11 protein-coding genes are annotated in these 16,146 nt (G+C 54.1%); 1 reads left to right on the top strand and 10 read right to left on the bottom strand.

Features of this window, described 5'->3' with window-relative positions; translation table 11 throughout:
• Positions 1-241: 241 nt before the first annotated feature.
• The 10 genes from IEX43_RS20410 to IEX43_RS20025 form a co-directional block, all read right to left on the bottom strand.
• Entirely contained in the window at positions 242-1,426 is a 1,185-nt protein-coding gene (locus tag IEX43_RS20410) for a DUF4012 domain-containing protein (protein ID WP_268238388.1), read from the bottom strand.
• Between the two features lie 671 nt (positions 1,427-2,097).
• On the bottom strand, positions 2,098-3,411 hold the full coding sequence (locus IEX43_RS20065) for a UDP-glucose dehydrogenase family protein (RefSeq protein ID WP_188814030.1): 1,314 nt from the start codon (positions 3,409-3,411) through the stop codon (positions 2,098-2,100).
• Between the two features lie 53 nt (positions 3,412-3,464).
• On the bottom strand, positions 3,465-4,865 hold the full coding sequence (locus IEX43_RS20060; RefSeq protein WP_229666567.1) for a sugar transferase: 1,401 nt from the start codon (positions 4,863-4,865) through the stop codon (positions 3,465-3,467).
• A 94-nt stretch (positions 4,866-4,959) separates the two neighbouring features.
• On the bottom strand, positions 4,960-5,934 hold the full coding sequence (locus tag IEX43_RS20055; protein ID WP_188814026.1) for a GDP-L-fucose synthase family protein: 975 nt from the start codon (positions 5,932-5,934) through the stop codon (positions 4,960-4,962).
• Complete coding sequence (gmd, locus tag IEX43_RS20050) at positions 5,931-6,956, bottom strand: GDP-mannose 4,6-dehydratase (protein WP_188814024.1); 1,026 nt, start codon at positions 6,954-6,956, stop codon at positions 5,931-5,933. The genes IEX43_RS20055 and gmd overlap by 4 nt, the downstream gene beginning before the upstream one ends.
• Positions 6,957-7,103: 147 nt before the next feature.
• The gene (locus IEX43_RS20045; RefSeq protein ID WP_188814022.1) at positions 7,104-8,321 is read right to left on the bottom strand and encodes a lipopolysaccharide biosynthesis protein; all 1,218 of its coding nucleotides are present in this window, start codon (positions 8,319-8,321) and stop codon (positions 7,104-7,106) included.
• Complete coding sequence (locus tag IEX43_RS20040) at positions 8,318-9,337, bottom strand: glycosyltransferase (protein ID WP_188814020.1); 1,020 nt, start codon at positions 9,335-9,337, stop codon at positions 8,318-8,320. The genes IEX43_RS20045 and IEX43_RS20040 overlap by 4 nt, the downstream gene beginning before the upstream one ends.
• A gap of 159 nt (positions 9,338-9,496) precedes the next feature.
• Entirely contained in the window at positions 9,497-10,540 is a 1,044-nt protein-coding gene (locus IEX43_RS20035) for a glycosyltransferase (protein WP_188814018.1), read from the bottom strand.
• Between the two features lie 182 nt (positions 10,541-10,722).
• Entirely contained in the window at positions 10,723-11,307 is a 585-nt protein-coding gene (locus IEX43_RS20405) for a glycosyltransferase (protein ID WP_229666565.1), read from the bottom strand.
• Positions 11,308-12,180: 873 nt separating this feature from the next.
• Entirely contained in the window at positions 12,181-13,674 is a 1,494-nt protein-coding gene (locus tag IEX43_RS20025; protein ID WP_188814013.1) for a tyrosine-protein kinase domain-containing protein, read from the bottom strand.
• A 943-nt stretch (positions 13,675-14,617) separates the two neighbouring features.
• Here IEX43_RS20025 and IEX43_RS20020 point away from each other — a divergent pair.
• On the top strand, positions 14,618-15,460 hold the full coding sequence (locus IEX43_RS20020) for a glycosyltransferase (RefSeq protein WP_188814007.1): 843 nt from the start codon (positions 14,618-14,620) through the stop codon (positions 15,458-15,460).
• Positions 15,461-16,146 lie beyond the last annotated feature (686 nt).

The raw sequence follows: 16,146 nt of genomic DNA, 5'->3' as shown, positions 1-16,146 counted from the left end.
GGCCCCCACCGGCAATATCAATGGCCCCGAAGGGCAATATCCAGTGGCCTCCAGACCTTCAAATACTCACCCGGAGACGTTTAAGTTTTTGGTGTACCCGATTTGAGGAAATTTTCCTCTCCACACGAGACCTATGCGGAACTACGGATAATGATCCCAACACAGACGCTACCATCTGCTCCTGTTTGTGAGCAATGTCAATCCAGTCGGTTTACATAGTGTTAACGCGCAGGCCACTCTTCTAGCCGCACGCAACGGTTTCTGTGGGCAGTGTCACATCTTTTACATCCTGCACAGTTGGCGTGACAACAACGTTAGGTTCTGTGTGTTGGACAATCTTCCCGAAGGCGAAATCGACTGTGCGGCTTTCACCAGGTGCCAGACGAATGGCTAGGACCCCCACCGGCCGGTTGCTGTGGAAGTACGGGGCGAATTCAGTCTTCTGCCCGTCAACCTTTGCAGTTTCGACATGCGCCTGAACTGGCCCATACGCAACGATATTCGTCTGAACCGATCCCGGAGGAACTCCGAAGTTGCCGGCCCCAGTTACGTACGCCGGCAGTGAAGTTGCTGCGTCGGTTGGTGCAGTGTTCGTGCTGGTAATTCGGACCGTAGTTTGTTCGTAGCCGTCCTTTGGGCATTCCTTGATCAACTGAACGCTGCGTTTGACGTAGTAGTCCATTTTGGCGCCAGTGCCGTCATTGAAGTAGACACCGAACTGAGCCGCCGGAACGCTGGGCCCAGCTATGGAGCCACTAAGCGGGTATTTTGCGAGCACTGATTGCTCGGAGGTATTTCCGGACCAAACTAGTATGCGCCCCTCTTCCGTCCCTTTGCTTATCCCACTGATGATCGCTTTGCCCTCTCCCGTGCCGTTTGACAGCGCCGCAAAAATTTTCTTTGCAACGCCCGCAAAATAGGCATCCTGCATCTTGGGCTGCGGGATCTTTGCGTAGACATCGGAGAGCACAGTGCTTACGACATTGCTGCCAGCCAGCTCGGTTGGGAGGCCGGCTGCTTCAGCGGCGGCCAATTCCAGGCCGTCAAGTGGCACCGGTCCAGTAGCTTGCAGTATGTAACTTAAGACCAGCGGATCAATAGAGATGACTCCATCGACGTGTTGCCCGGTTCTCTTCTCCCACATAGCCTGAGCCGTGGCTGCGGCCGTGGGAAAGTCAGGAGTCAGGTTCACATCCTGCATGTACTTGCCAAGCCGCGTGGAATAGATCTGTTGTTGCTGTGGATCGACAGGCAAGGTCGGAGACATGATGCCGATGTCCCCGGCACTACTCTGATCGCCGAGCGAAAGCTTTCCACGATCAAATCCAAGAACGGCAAGAGCACCTGGTATGCCGCCCGAAGCGCGGACCTCGGCATTGTTTTGAATCATGAGAAGGTAATTCCTAGGTCCGTCCGTACCTAGCATCCCGGGAGCGATCATAGATGCATCGGCGGCAGAATTTAGAGCCCCTGTAGCTTGTTTGAGCTGCTCAGCCGCCTCCGTTAAAGGGTCCGCAATTTGGGGGAGCAGTGCATCACTATCAATTGCTGCCAACCTGTCCGAGGAAGCCTGGACGGCGTAGGCAGAGGCGGCGACGCTTGGAGCCGCACTCTTAAGTGTCTCCAGGCTTGTTCCCCCATTGCTGGGCAGCAGACTATTCCAGTCCAGGGAGCCGTATACATTTACTAGCGGGGTCAGTCCCAAGCCCGCCACGTCGTCAGCGGATCGCGCAACTTCCGCAAGGGCGCCAAGATTTGGACCTACCCAGGGCAGTCCCGCGAAGAGCGTCCATAGAGGATCTTCGGACGCTTCACGGGCAGCTGAGGCATGCTGACGGAGTTCGGAGACAGTGCTACTTGCGGAATCTGCATCCGAGACCTCAATCTCTTGCTTTAGCTGGGAAACCAGGTTAGCGGCGGCTTCCAACTCCGTCCTAACGGAATTTGCTTTCAGGGCAACCCAGACACAGCCAGCAGCAAGAAGTGCAACAAGGACGATGAATATCAGCGCAACTCGAGTGGCCCGCCTAGGTTTCCTTCGGCTTGTTCGTCTGGGCTCCTTAAGAGGAGCCTCGTTAGAATTCGGATGATTCATCGTCAGGGGCGGCCGAGTCCGCGGTAGGTCCAGCCCGCAGCACGCCACTTGGCAGGGTCTAATACATTTCTGCCATCAAGGATCTTGGGAGCTGCCACATGCACTGCCATGTCGTAAGGGTCAATGTCCCTATACTCGGACCATTCGGTTAGGAGTAGAAGGGCATCGGCATTTGCCAAAGCCCTTTCCGTGTCTTCTTCGTAGTGCAATTCAGGGAATCTGCGAGCAGCATTGGCCAACGCTTTAGGATCTGTCACTGTAACCACAGCACCTTGCAACTGGAGCTGTGCTGCAATACTCAGTGCTGGGGAGTCCCGCACATCATCGCTTTCCGGTTTGAAGGCGGCGCCAAGCACGGTGATGCGCTGCCCCATGAGCGACCCTCCGCAAAGCTCACGAGTCAGTTCAACCACGCGGGTCCTACGTCGCATATTTATCGCATCTACCTCGCGTAAGAAGGTGAGCGCTTGGTCGGCGCCAAGTTCGCCAGCACGAGCCATAAAGGCGCGAATGTCTTTCGGCAGACAGCCCCCGCCGAATCCTATACCTGCGTTCAGGAACTTCCTTCCGATGCGATCATCCATGCCAATGGCATCAGCCAGAAGCGTTACGTCAGCGCCGGCGGCTTCGCAAAGCTCCGCCATGGCATTTATGAAGGAAATCTTCGTAGCCAAGAATGAGTTGGCAGCAGTCTTAACGAGTTCAGCGGTTGGGAGATCAGTCACAAGACGTTGAGTGCCGGCCGCTAGGGAAGAGGCGTAGACTCCATCCAATATTTGTACTGCTCTTTGATCTTCGGATCCGTCAAATACGCCGTAGACGAGACGGTCCGGATTCAGGGTGTCCGAGACTGCATGGCCTTCACGTAGAAACTCTGGATTCCAGAGCAGCTCAGTGTCTGCCCCCGAATTCTCGATCATCGCTCGTAGACGTGTTGCGGTTCCTACCGGAACGGTTGACTTGCCCACTACGATATCTCCCGCGGACAGGTAGGGGAGAAGCGCCTGTGTAGCAGCGTCAACGTATGTCAGGTCAGCAGCGTTTTCTTCCTTTTTTTGGGGAGTCCCCACACAAATGAAATGAACGTCACTGCCGCGGGCAGTAGCCATATCTGTGGTAAAAGTGAGACGTCCAGTGCCTTGCACCTCTCGCAGCAGATCCTCAAGCCCCGGTTCGTAAAATGGAGCGCGAGCCGCTGACAATTCCGCAATCTTGTGCTCGTCGACATCGATGCCGACGACGTCATGACCCAGTTTGGCCATGCATGCCGCGTGCACCGCCCCAAGATAGCCGCAACCAATTACTGAAATACGCATTAGTACCTTCCCCTACCAGGATGAGCGTTTTACAAGAGCCTGTCGGGCCCTGGTCAGACCGCGCCTGTGCTGGCAAATACTGCCTTGAATGTTTTAAACAGAATTATCAGGTCACCCATTAGCGACCAATTTTCGACGTAATAGAGGTCCAATCGGATGCTTTCTTCCCAGCTCAGATTGGAACGACCGCTAACTTGCCAAAGTCCGCTCATTCCCGGGCTTACGTACAAGCGGCGGTGAGCCGCATCATCGTAGAGCGCAACTTCCCCTTCTCGTTGCGGACGAGGCCCTACCAGACTCATGCTGCCACCAAGAACGTTGAGCAACTGAGGCAGCTCGTCAAGCGAGAATTTTCGCAGCAGTCTGCCGAGTGATGTAATACGGGGATCGTTATCGACTTTGAACAGCGGAGTAGCCGAGGAGCCTTGGGCTGCCAGCAGCGCCTGTAGTTGGGCATCGGCCCCAACTTTCATTGAACGGAATTTCAGCATCTGAAATGTCGTTCCACGGAATCCTACTCGCTCTTGCTTATAGAGGATGGGACCACCATCAGTGAGTTTTACCATAAGGGCTAACAGCAGAAAAAGCGGGGAAAGGAGGGCGACGAGCAGTCCGGCAACGATGAGGTCGAATGACCTTTTAGCAACTTTCTTGCCACCTGTGAGCTTCGGCGTGGAGACATGGATGAGAGGAAGGCCTGCGACCGGCTGGGTGTGAATGCGTGGCCCGGCTACATCTGTCAGTGCTGGAGCCAAAATCATGGCGACATCCCGCGCGGCCAATTCCCAGCCCAGACTTCGGAGATCCTTCGGGTGCATATTGACGCCCGCAGATACGGCAACTGCGTCTACATCCGACTTGAGAATTGAGTTCAATATTGACTCAAAATCAGCTTCGACACCCAGTACAGGAACGCCAACGTCCGTGAACTCCCCGGTGGCAGGTGCCCCAGGCAGATGGGCGGCAACAGGTCGATAACCGGCCGATGGTGCTGTCAGGAGCGAAGTCACTAGGTGTGCAGCTGAATATCGACCGCCGATGATGAGAACTTTCAAACTACTCAGTCCTCTTTTTCGTTCAAGACTTAGGTGTTGCCGGACGAGCCATCGGCCGATGATGAGCCCCAAGGCACCCGCCGGAAAGGCCAGCCCTACAAATCCCCTTGCCGTGTCAATACGAAGCGCGTACGAAACGACCGCAACGACGCCGAATAGCCACGCGGAGCTCGCTATGACGCGTTTGTACTCTTCCGTGCCAGAACCGAGTACCCGAGCTTCCCGTGAACCCCAAAGTTCTAGCATTAGCCACCAGCCGATGACGAGAGCGATAGACAACTGGACGTATTCAGCCTCTTTCACCTGGCCGTCGCCCAGGTCCCAGAATCCGAATCGAATGCCATAAGCACCCGCAACCGCCCAAATGACAATGCCAGCGTCAATTAATCGCAAACGCATGGTGTAACGGCTGCGCCACCGATTGTTCGGCGTTGTTTGCTTCCGTACTTTTGATGTCGCCGTATCCACTTGCCAGTCCCCCACTATCTGACGCTTATTCCCGAAGGTCTGTGGCATTCGACTTATACCACTCAACGGTCCGGCGAACGCCTTCAACCAAGGGTATGCTCGCCGTCCAGCCGGCCTTCGCGAGAAGTGATACGTCTAGTAGCTTTTGCGGTGTCCCGTCAGGCTTGCTGGTGTCCCAGGTCATGTCCCCGTTGTATCCGACTGCGTCAGCAACAATTGATGCCAGTTCTTTGATGCTCACGTCTGAACCCGTGCCCACGTTAACTTGTGATGGACCGTCATAATGCTCCAAGAGATGGAGGCAAGCGGCAGCCATATCGTCCACATGAAGGAACTCTCGCCGAGGCGAACCAGTGCCCCAGTTGGTAACCGAAGTGGCACCTGCCCGAACCGCCTCGTCGTACCTCCGTATAAGAGCCGGAAGCACGTGCGATCCCGTTGGGGAGAAGTTGTCCCCAGGTCCATAGAGGTTTGTCGGCATCGCAGAAATCCAGGGCAGGCCGTACTGCCGGCGGACAGCTTGAATTTGCACGATTCCGGCAATCTTGGCGATGGCGTAAGCATCATTGGTTGGCTCAAGGTGGCCGGTTAGAAGTGAGTCTTCCCTGATCGGCTGTTCAGCAAACTTCGGGTAGATGCAGGAGGATCCAAGGAAAAGCAAGCGCTCAACGCCGTGCTTTCTCGCTGCATCCAAAACGTTTACCTGAATCTGAAGATTTTCACTAAGAAAATCAACGGGATAGGTGTTGTTGGCCAGTATGCCACCTACCTTGGCTGCCGCGAGCACGACGTAGCGAGGTTTGGTCTCGGCGAAAAACGCAAATACGTCGTCACGATTTTTCAGGTCGAGATGAGACGAACTCCGGCCAACGAGGTTTTGAAACCCCTCAGCCTCAAGATTTCGCCAGATTGCCGAACCAACCAAGCCCCGGTGGCCTGCAACATAGAAGGGAGCAGCACGGTCAAGGCGTCCAGGCAGGAAGTCTATGGAATCGCTCATTTCCAGCTCGCCAGATCCACGGTATCGATCCAGTGATTGCCCGCGTGCTTAAGTGCCTCCATGTCCGCGTCTACCATAATTCGAGCGAGCTCGGGCGTGTGGACTGTAGCCTTCCACCCAAGCTTTTCCTGAGCCTTTGATGCGTCTCCAACAAGAGCGTCAACTTCCGTTGGTCGCAAGTAGCGCTCGTCGAACCTTACGTGATCTTCCCAATTGAGGCCGGCGTGTTCAAAGGCGATCTGGAGAAAGTCCCGCACAGTGTAATTGCCGCCTGTAGCGAGCACAAAGTCATCAGGTTCGTCCGCCTGAAGCATGCGCCACATTCCCTCTACGTATTCAGCGGCGTATCCCCAGTCGCGTACTGCATCGAGATTACCCATGTAGAGCAGATCTTGCTTACCTGCCTTAATTGCGGCTACGGCACGCGTGATTTTCCGGGTCACAAATGTCTCGCCCCGACGCGGCGATTCATGGTTGAACAAAATTCCGTTGACCGCGAACATCCCATATGCTTCGCGATAGTTTTTCGTGATCCAGTAGCTGTAGACCTTGGCCGCGCCATATGGAGAGCGCGGGTAGAACGGAGTCTCCTCGTTCTGAGGAGGCGGAGTTGCTCCAAACATTTCTGAGGAAGAAGCTTGGTAGAACTTGGTATCAATGCCAGACATGCGCACTGCTTCGAGCAGGCGAATGGTTCCTACTCCCGTAGTGTTCCCAGTGTGCTCTGGCTCGTCAAACGAAACACGAACGTGAGACTGCGCAGCCAGGTTGTAAACCTCGTCCGGCTTGATGTCGGCTAAGAGCGTCACGAGGCGCGCTCCGTCGGAAAGATCTCCATAGTGGAGGAACAGCTTTGCCTTCGGGTCGTGCGGATCGACGTACATGTGGTCGATCCTGGCTGTGTTGAAGGTCGAGGCACGCCGAATAAGGCCGTGCACCTCGTACCCTTTTTTAAGAAGCAGTTCCGCCAGATAGGAACCGTCCTGCCCTGTTATGCCGGTAATAAGTGCGCGCTTGGTCATGTTACCCCCAGATAAAGTAAAGATCGCGCAGCTGGTCAGCTGTGCGAGAAGGATTAGATTCATAATACCGGCGTGAACGATTTGGACTTGAATATGTCCGCGTCAGCTGCGCAACACGAGACCCCCACAACGTGGATGCGGCCCCGGTTACCGCCGAGTGTGCCGCCCGACCCACGGCAGACTGGTGTTAGCCCGCCATGCTAGCCCCACGGCGATGACTGCTTGAGCCAGAATAGGGGCTAGCCAAATCGAGGCTTCTCCTGCCGAAACTGCAATGATCATAAGGCAAGCAAGCCCAACGGTGCTGCCAACACCTATACTCCACGCGACGTCTCCTCCCCTGCCTTCCACAAGGAGCTTTGACTGGAGTGCTTGAGAGATCGAAGACAGACCCGAGGCGATAATCATTCCCACAATAAGCATTCGTGCGCTCGTATATTCAGATCCTAGGAGTGAGATGACTATGTCAGCGAGGAACCAAGCTGAAAAAGCAAGCAAGCCCCCGTACACCAGAGACGCTGCGACGGACGCCCTGTAAAGCGTGTGAAAAGACGCAGTACCCCGCCGCCGAGAAAGCTCGGGCATCAGCACAGTTTGGAGTGCGCTCACCATGATGGTGAAAGGATTTGTTAATCGCGCAGCCACTGCAAAGAGGCCAACAGTAGCTGCTTCAAGCACCATCCCGAGGGCAGGCACTTGTAATTGGCTGATGTTCGGAGCGATACTACTCATCCAATAACCCGAGGACGCACGCAGTTCCGCTAAAAATCCGACTTCCCGCAATCCCTTGCAGCGTTCCCTGAAGGGAATGACGATACTTATAGCAAGTGTAGCTGCGAAACTCATCATAACGACTTGCGGAGAAGCGAGACCCGCAGCGTTAGATACCCACAATGCGCCTAACGGAATAATGCGTTGGCCTATAACTACAAATGAGGAAAATATCTGCCTATTAGTCCCAGCCAGATAGGCTTGAGCATAATCTGCTGCCTGGTCACTGGCTATCATGAAAACGGCTATAAAGGCTGCATCTTTATAGCCGTAGGCCACGGCTAAGCAAGTGGTGGCCGTTACTAGTGTGCCAAGGAGTCGTAGGTACAATAGCTTGGTCGCTATTATTGTCGGCTCTGTTTCGGCCGCTAGCCGAAGGACACGAGTGCTAGTTCCGAAACTTGTGACGGCCATGACCATGTAGCCGATGGACAGCACGATCGCAACAACGCCAAAGTCGGCAGGCCCTATCTCCCTTGCCAGTAGGAGCAAAAACGCTGCCTGCCCGATGGAAGCAATGAGTCTCGCGGCAATTCGGAAAGCCAGCGCAGAGCCAAACTTCCTCTGTTTCCATAGCTTGAGGACGAAACTCACGGAACACTCATATTGCTACCCAACAAGGCCGAAGCAAATGCTGGCCCATCAGCCAGCTCAACGCTATCCACAAAACTTCTGCTGTTAGCTTGCTGCAAGGCTTTGGCAAAAGCTTGCGAGGATAACGGCGACCACGCCCCTGCGTCAAGCCTTTCGATGTCTTCCTTTAGACTAAGGGCGCCGGCTGCGGCCACCGACACTCCTGAAGCCGCAGCTTTCCCCAAGATTCCGCTAGGTCCTTCTGAAGAATGCGCGATTGCCACTACGTCGACCGCTGCGATTGCGGAGTCGAGTTCACGGTCAGTGAGTAGCCGGGTATCGAAAACGACGGCGCCGCCGGCTTTTTTCAAGCGCTGGAGACTGGAGTCGCACCTATTGCGTTCGTCGTTTCCGATTTTACCTGCGACTAACAGCCCAAAATCCTTCCCACCACATTTCATGATCGCTTCGGCCACCAAATCTAAATTCTTTCGCGGCGTAATGTTCCCAAATACACCCACCCACACCCGTGCCCGATCAAGTTTCATTTCCGAACGATATGTCTCGATCGACTCACTCGTAGCAGTCAATTCCACGGGGTCTGGGACCGCGGGGTAGCCCCGGAACGAGTACGGGGGAGTGGCTCTCATGGCTGGAGCTAGGACCTTGATGTTCACGCTTCTCTTTCGCGATATTGCAATGCCAACGCGCTTGAGTAAGTTGTTGAGTCCGGAAAGGAAACCAGACATCCCTGGCGCGGGTGCACGCATAACAAGCACGGTCATGCGTGAATACGACTTGCGATGGAGCGCCAATGGGACTACTAATTTATCCCCTTCGAGCACAACAATGTCGGCCGTGGGATAATCGACCGCTACCGCGTCAATCTGTTTCAGCAACTTCCTCTGATAATCCCAGCCCGGGCGTCCTAATGTCAGTGATCCCAAATCTATGAATTCTAGCTTTTCAGCAAGCACACCTATGTGAGCATCAAACTCTTGGGCATCAAAAGTCTCAGAGCTTGTCGCAAGTATCACCCTCCTTGACATGGAGAGTGCGCACTCCGCCAGGATTCGGCAATACATCATTCGATGCCCCTTGTAATTGGGCTCTACAATGATGAGCGGCTGTGAGTCTGGCTCGGCAGAGAGATTCAACCTGTACCTTTCAAGAATGGCGACAACGTGAGAAACCGGTCAAGAATGAACATCTGGATGGACGACATCCTTTTCAAGAATGACATCACTCAACCCATCAAGAGTCCGCTCAACAAGGGCACGAGCGATTTTTCCGCGCTCCTGCCAACTATTTTTCTTCGCAATCCCAATTCTCGTCTCCACGTTGTTGGACTCAGCGGACTCTACTAGCGACGCTATACGAGCAACACAGTCGCGCGGTCCTGTGACAATTGATACGTGACCCTTTATCTCTTGAACCGCTGGAACTGCGGTGGAGACTACAGCCATTCCAGCCGCTAGATACTCAAATGTCTTTAGAGGATTTACCCCGCGCGTGTATGGCGTTAATTGATAAGGGATAAGGCCGACGCTGCAGGTCCAGTAGAGCCGCGACAATTCTTCAAGCGGCATAAGCCCGTGATAGACAGCACCTCTACCAACCAGTTCTTCGATTTCCAGGGTAGCATCGCCGCCCCCCTCGGCAATGGGGCCAGCCAAATGAAGCTCGAAACCTGCAGAAATAACGTCATGAAAAAGAGTGAAGTCAATCTTTGCCTTGCTTAAGTTGCCAGCGAAGACAACGCGATTTTTGATCCGAGCCGAATCAGGTAGACGTTGTTCGAGAATGGTCTCGACATCAGCAACGTTCGGCCAATGAACTACGCGCTTGAAACCGCGTTCGACGAGATGCTGTTCCACGACCTGGCTGCTTCCAATTGCAACGTTTGTGTTCTGAGCCAAGCGGTCCTCGGCCACGGAAACCATGGAAGAAGAAACTCCAGGAAACTCGCCCAAGAGATCAACGCAGTGGTAAACGGTGGCTTGAGCGTATTTCTCTAGGCCATACGTCAGAGGTGTATAAGTCCAGAGGATTCGAGGTTCTTTAGACTTGGCCCACTGGCGAAAAATGCGATGAACTCTATATCGGTTGAAGGCCCGGAAGATACCTGTGTGGATAGGTGCGACAAGAGGGGAAATAACACTTAAACCGTCCGGCCGTGGTCTACCCGCCATTTCCGATGGCGAAGCCTGTTTTTTGCGGCCAAGCAATCTTTTGGCCATGCGGTTTATGTCACGTCGATGAAATTCTGGCTTGCGTAAACCGAAGGACTCGCTGTATGTCAATGGGTAGGCGTGGAGTAGTTCCCGGACCATATAGTGCTGGTTTGTGGCAATGGCCTGGTCCCAATCTGCTGTTCCGAGAACGAGAATATTCGGGGCTACCGGTCGCCGCGGACTCGAGGTCATTTTGCCGTCCCTTGCCTAATCCAGGTGTCTATTTCAGATTTGAACCGCTCCCGCGAAAATCTACGTGCGTTATCGGCGACGGCATCGCTCGACAGTCCCGCTTCAAACGAAACGGCATTGGAGATCGTCCGACCAGTGAACTCTTCGACGACGGCGCCAGCAACTGGCGCATTGACACTTTCCCTTGCGCCGCCAACTGCATTTACAACCACGGGAGTGCCACACGCCATGGCCTCAACAGGCATAATCCCAAAGTCCTCAATTGCCGGGAAGACGAAGACCAATGCCCTTTGATACAGAGCATATAGCAACTCGTCCGATGGTCTTTCCACGATCATCACCGGTACAGTCGACTTTTCTGCATATTCGGACAGGGCCTGAAGATGGGGACCTGAGCCGGCGATGACAACTGGCATTGAAGTTGCCATGCCCGTCTCGATGACAAGTTCGAGGCGTTTGTACGGCACAAAGCGTGAGGCGCCAAGAATGAACTGATCCGGGAGGCTATCTAATACACGGCGTTCCTCACCCGTGATCTCTTCGGTCCAATTCGCGACACTTTGTATCTGTGCCACGTTCACAGGAGGGTATATAACCCGGGCGTCTCGACCCCAGTTTTCTTGTATTCTCTTGCGCACGAACTCGCTATTTGCGCCGAATTCATAGGTAGACTTAGATGCATGTTTATCAATGCATTTGAAGAGAGGCGCTACAGCCTGGACTAGTGGATTTGCCCCTCGCGCGTCAAGGTCCGCATTCCACAGGTAGCGTGCAGGTGTATGTACGTAGGAAAATTTCCGAGATGCGTCCTGCCCGTTTCTAACCCGCGCGTGATGCGCAAAAAGGTGTGAACTTGTCAGAGTCCATTCATAGTCCTTTTTGGGCGCATAAGACCAAGTGGCGGGCATAAAGGGGAGGGCAAATGCCTTCGATTTCCGAAGCGGTGTACGTGCCAGCCATGTTTCTTCCACATGCCTGTCAGTAAATCTGGTATTGCTATCGTTCCATAGACACCGAATGTCGGCAGTGGGAAATGTCTCCGCAAAGGCTTCGAGAACGTTTTCTGACCCGCCTGCTGGCGATATCCATTCATGTACGAGAAGGCCTGTCATCTGTAAGGTCCCCATCCTGGTCGGCTTGCTGGCTCATGCGAATAAAACAAGCTCTTCTTCTCACACATTTGTTGCTCCTGATGGACTGAAGTTCCGACGCCTATTTTGCGACATCAATTATCTTGTTGAAGATGGTTTTTATGCCCATAATGCCATGCCAACCGTGTGGGCTCTTGCGTAAACGCGAGTGAGTGGAAGTCACTTGTAGACTTGGCGATTAACAAGAATATGCTCGAACGAGGTTTCCATAGCGATAGCCACGTCAAGCGGGGGATACCTTAATCTCCAATATGAACCCCCTAGCCGCATAAACTAGACTGGGTTGCCTTCGCGGGCAGGACTTTAGGACTTTTGATCCACCTGCGAGGCCGGGAACAAAGCAGCGGGACGTTCATCGGAGTCGTCGCGACCCGTATTCCGAATGCGGGCCTTATTCCGCAGTCCCGCTTTACCATAACGTTTTGCATTCCTGGACTCAGCATTGTCTTCTTTATTGGTGTAATAGCTGTAGGTGTATGCATCCGGCCCCTTGGACGGGAGGCGGTTGAGGATAACGCCGAGCAAGTTCGCCTCGACCATGTCCAGCGCACGGATGGACTTCTCGAGATCTTGTCGTTTGATCTTGTGCGATCCAACGACGACCACGACGCCGCCGACATGCTGTGAGAGTACGGCTGCGTCAGTAACGGGCAGTAGGGGAGGAGCATCGATAATGACAATGTCGAATTGCTGTTCAAGTTCCAGGATCAGATCTTTCATAGCCTCCGATCCCAGAAGCTCACTTGGGTTGGGTGGAATCTGACCTGAGGAAAGCACATAAAGGTGGTCGTCGCCCCAAGGCTGGAGGAGGTCGTTAACCGGAGCCGCGCCAACGAGTGCAGTGGTCAAACCTGCGTTCCTATCGAGACCAAGATATTCATTTATCATCGGGCGACGTAGGTCAGCGTCAACGAGACAGACCGCCTGACCGGCTTCGGCTAGAGCAATGGCTATATTGGCGGCTGTTGTACTCTTCCCTTCGCCTGGCAGCGACGAGGTCACCAGTACTGTTCGTGCAGTCCCTGACACATTGGCAAATTGCAGGTTGGTCCTGATCTGTCGGAAGGCCTCCGCTCGAGGGCTCTGATGCGGAGCTTGCGTCAGAAGTGGCTTTTTCGTTGCATCGTTGTCGAAAGCGATGCCACCAAGCAATGGCGAATCGGTCACGAGGCGCAAGTCGGCTTCGCCTCTGACTCTGTTATCGAGCGTTGTCCTTACCAGGGCAAGACCAACGCCGCCTGCGGCTCCGATGAGGAACCCGAAGAGGATATTTAGCTTGGTGTTAGGCGCGGACGGTGAAGACGGGACCGACGCAGGCGTGATCACGGAAAGGCTGACCGGCGATGTTCCTCCGCTTTTCGGGCTTTCCAACTTCTCAACCGCGCGGATTAGGCTGTCGCCCACAGCCTGAGCGAGGGCCGCAGCCTGCACAGGAGAAGCATCGGACACGGCAATGCTTATGAGGACAGTGTTTAGGTCTGCTGACGCTGAGACGCGCTCAGAAAGTTCGAGAGACGATAAGCTCAAGCCGAGGCTGTCAATTGCCGGCTGCAGCACGACGGGGGTGGTCGCGGTTTTTACGTAGGACTGCACTCTGGCTTGGCTGAATGTATTGCCCTGCTGGAGTTCCTGTACAGTGCCTGAGTTTTGTATTGCGACAAAAAGCTGCGTTTCAGAGGTGTAGGTCGGCTTCACGAGTACGGTGGTCAGTCCTCCCGCCAACAGCCCGATCAGCGTTGCGCACAAAACAACCATCCAGTTGCGCTGCAGAATGCGAATATAATCGCGAAGATCCAAGCTATGCCCCCTGTGTTCATTGCTGAATCTTCCGTCGGCCATCAACGGTGTGCAGCAAGAGTGTCGCGTGATGCCATTCTAACCGCCAGCCAGACAGTATTTTTCGCCCGTGATGGACGTCGTCCACCAGGATTATTCACCTAGGTGTCGGTATCCAGGCATAGCGGTCACTAGTTTCCTGGATCCCGGGCTTTCCACGTGGTCCTGCTTCGGTTGTTTCGCTTTACAGCGACACGTTCGCTGGCGGGCTGCCCTGATGCTGGTTTTCGCGCTCTAGTGGCAACGAGTCATAGGCAACCTGAAGTGAAACGGAGGGTAATCGCTCCGTCGCTTTGCCTGTAGTCCTTGGTGGCTCCAGTCTGAAACGTGCGGGAACCAGAGATTGGTCTGTTGTTACAAGAGAACTTGGATGCGTGTTGAATATCACATTCCTGTGGTTGGTTTGCTGCATGGACGAAGCAATCGATCGTCCTTGTTCTTTGCAGCAATGTGTCCAGCCATCGCCCAGACTCGCAGCATTGCAGCAGAACAATAGCCTAGGTGTCACTTCCGAGTCATGCAGAGAACGCCGTGCATTCGTGGTGTCATCACTGACAGTGATCTCTGCATTGTGGCCTGCGGGTAGATTATTGAGGGTGGTTAGCTCGGAGGGATACAACATCTGCGCTGGCTCCGCAGTTTCGGCCGGTAGTGTCAGCCACAGTGAACTCATCCTGGGAAGTCATCTTTAGCTTGCTGATCGACGAGTTGCATGTTAGCAAGGGTGAAGACTTGGAAGACAGTTCGCCAAGCTATCGGTATCCACGTCATGACTGCGATTTTCGCTAAAGAAAGTTCGTGGGTACAAGCTTGAGACCCTAACGAAGTTTGCTGCCTTCGCTTTCGCCACAAGATTGTCGGCAGGATATCGTGCACCGCGAAACTATGAAAGAAGGAATATCCAGTGGAATCCCCTGCGCCCGAGGGTGTGCAGTTTGATCATTTCTTGCTGACAAGATTCAACACTCGTTTGGGTGAGCGTGCTTCGGAAGAATGGTTGCGTCACCGGATTCGATACTTCGAAAGCCTATGCAGGCATTCGGTAATGAGTCAGACCAATAAGGGCTTTCGGTGGCTGATCTACTTCGATGCTGAGCGCGATGACTGGTTTGAAAAAGAGGTTGAACGTCTCTCCGACGGTGCTTTTGAGCCGATATGGATTGAAGGGACGTTGACGCCTGAGAAGGCAGCCGCAGCTGTGGCCAATAGGGCAAGGGCTCCTTGGGTCATAACAACCAGAATGGACAACGACGATGCCATCGCTCGGGACTTCATAGATGCTGTTCAGGCGCAGTTCGGACATGAAGATCACCAATTTATCAACTTCCAATCCGGACTACAACTATCAGACAAAGGTGAAGTGTTTCACCGCTCGGATCCTTCCGGTCCATTTATCTCGCTCATTGAAAAACGTTCCAGTTCCCCGTTGAAGGGTGTGTACGTAGGTCGCCACGACCGTATTTCAGAATACGGGCCCATCCGGCAAGTTGTCGCTCCCCCGATGTGGTTGCAAATGGTTCATGGATTGAACATTGGTAACGAGTTGCGCGGTATTCGCGCCGCCCCAGAGTTGGTTAACCAATATTTTGATATTCAGCTGAAGCCGGTGGAGATTTCGAAGATTCAGCTACGCATTGGGCAAGTAGTAACAGCGAGCAAACTCGTTGCCCATGTACTCCGCCGGCCGCACCGGGTTCTTTGGGTCATACGCGTAGCGGCGAATCGAGTATTCGGCAAAACCTCCTAGACGGAAGCCATCTCGATGTACCTTCGAGCTGGCCCGATTTTTAAGAAGTTCTCCTTCGAGCACAAGTCGGCCGAGCGAGTCGCACGTCGGCGTGTGGAGGCTTTCTATTGTCGGCCGATATATATCTTTGCTTATCGGCTATCGCGCTTGGAAACGGCTGTTGTGCTCTAGGGGGACAGGCTGAGTGGTTACGTTGAACGACATCGGTGAATGCTCGAAACACTCAACGCTCGCAACCTGGGTTCGACCAGCATCGTTTTTTCATAGAAAGTCACGTGATTTGTTGTCTTGGCGCAGTCTTTGCAAAAGGCTAGGTGTTGTTTTGTCCCCATGGGCACATAGTAGGCGCAAGTGTCCGTGAAGTGGGGCTCCCCAGCTACACGCGAGAGTCTTGCGGGACAAGCCGCTGGGGTGCTTGCTTTGTATTAACAATCAGGGCCTGTTGTAGCCTTGGGCGTCCGGAGATGCGAAGAATTGATGGCGCAAGAGTGGCTTGCAGTCGGTACAAACAACTATGTGCTCGTCATTGAGGGGCCGTTGATGAACACCGGCCTGTTGTCGGGTCTGACCTAGCGATGGTCATTGATATAGGGCGCGCTCCCCGGCAGGGACGTCGTATGGGACTGCCCCCGGTTTTGTTGACTCCTTGACCTAGCGAGCTTGTGCTCGTGGAAGGATGTTGACCA

Source organism: Pseudarthrobacter polychromogenes, assembly GCF_014644495.1.
GTDB lineage: Bacteria > Actinomycetota > Actinomycetes > Actinomycetales > Micrococcaceae > Arthrobacter > Arthrobacter polychromogenes.
Note: the sequence above shows the minus strand (reverse complement) of the source record. Positions and strands in the feature narration are given on the sequence as shown.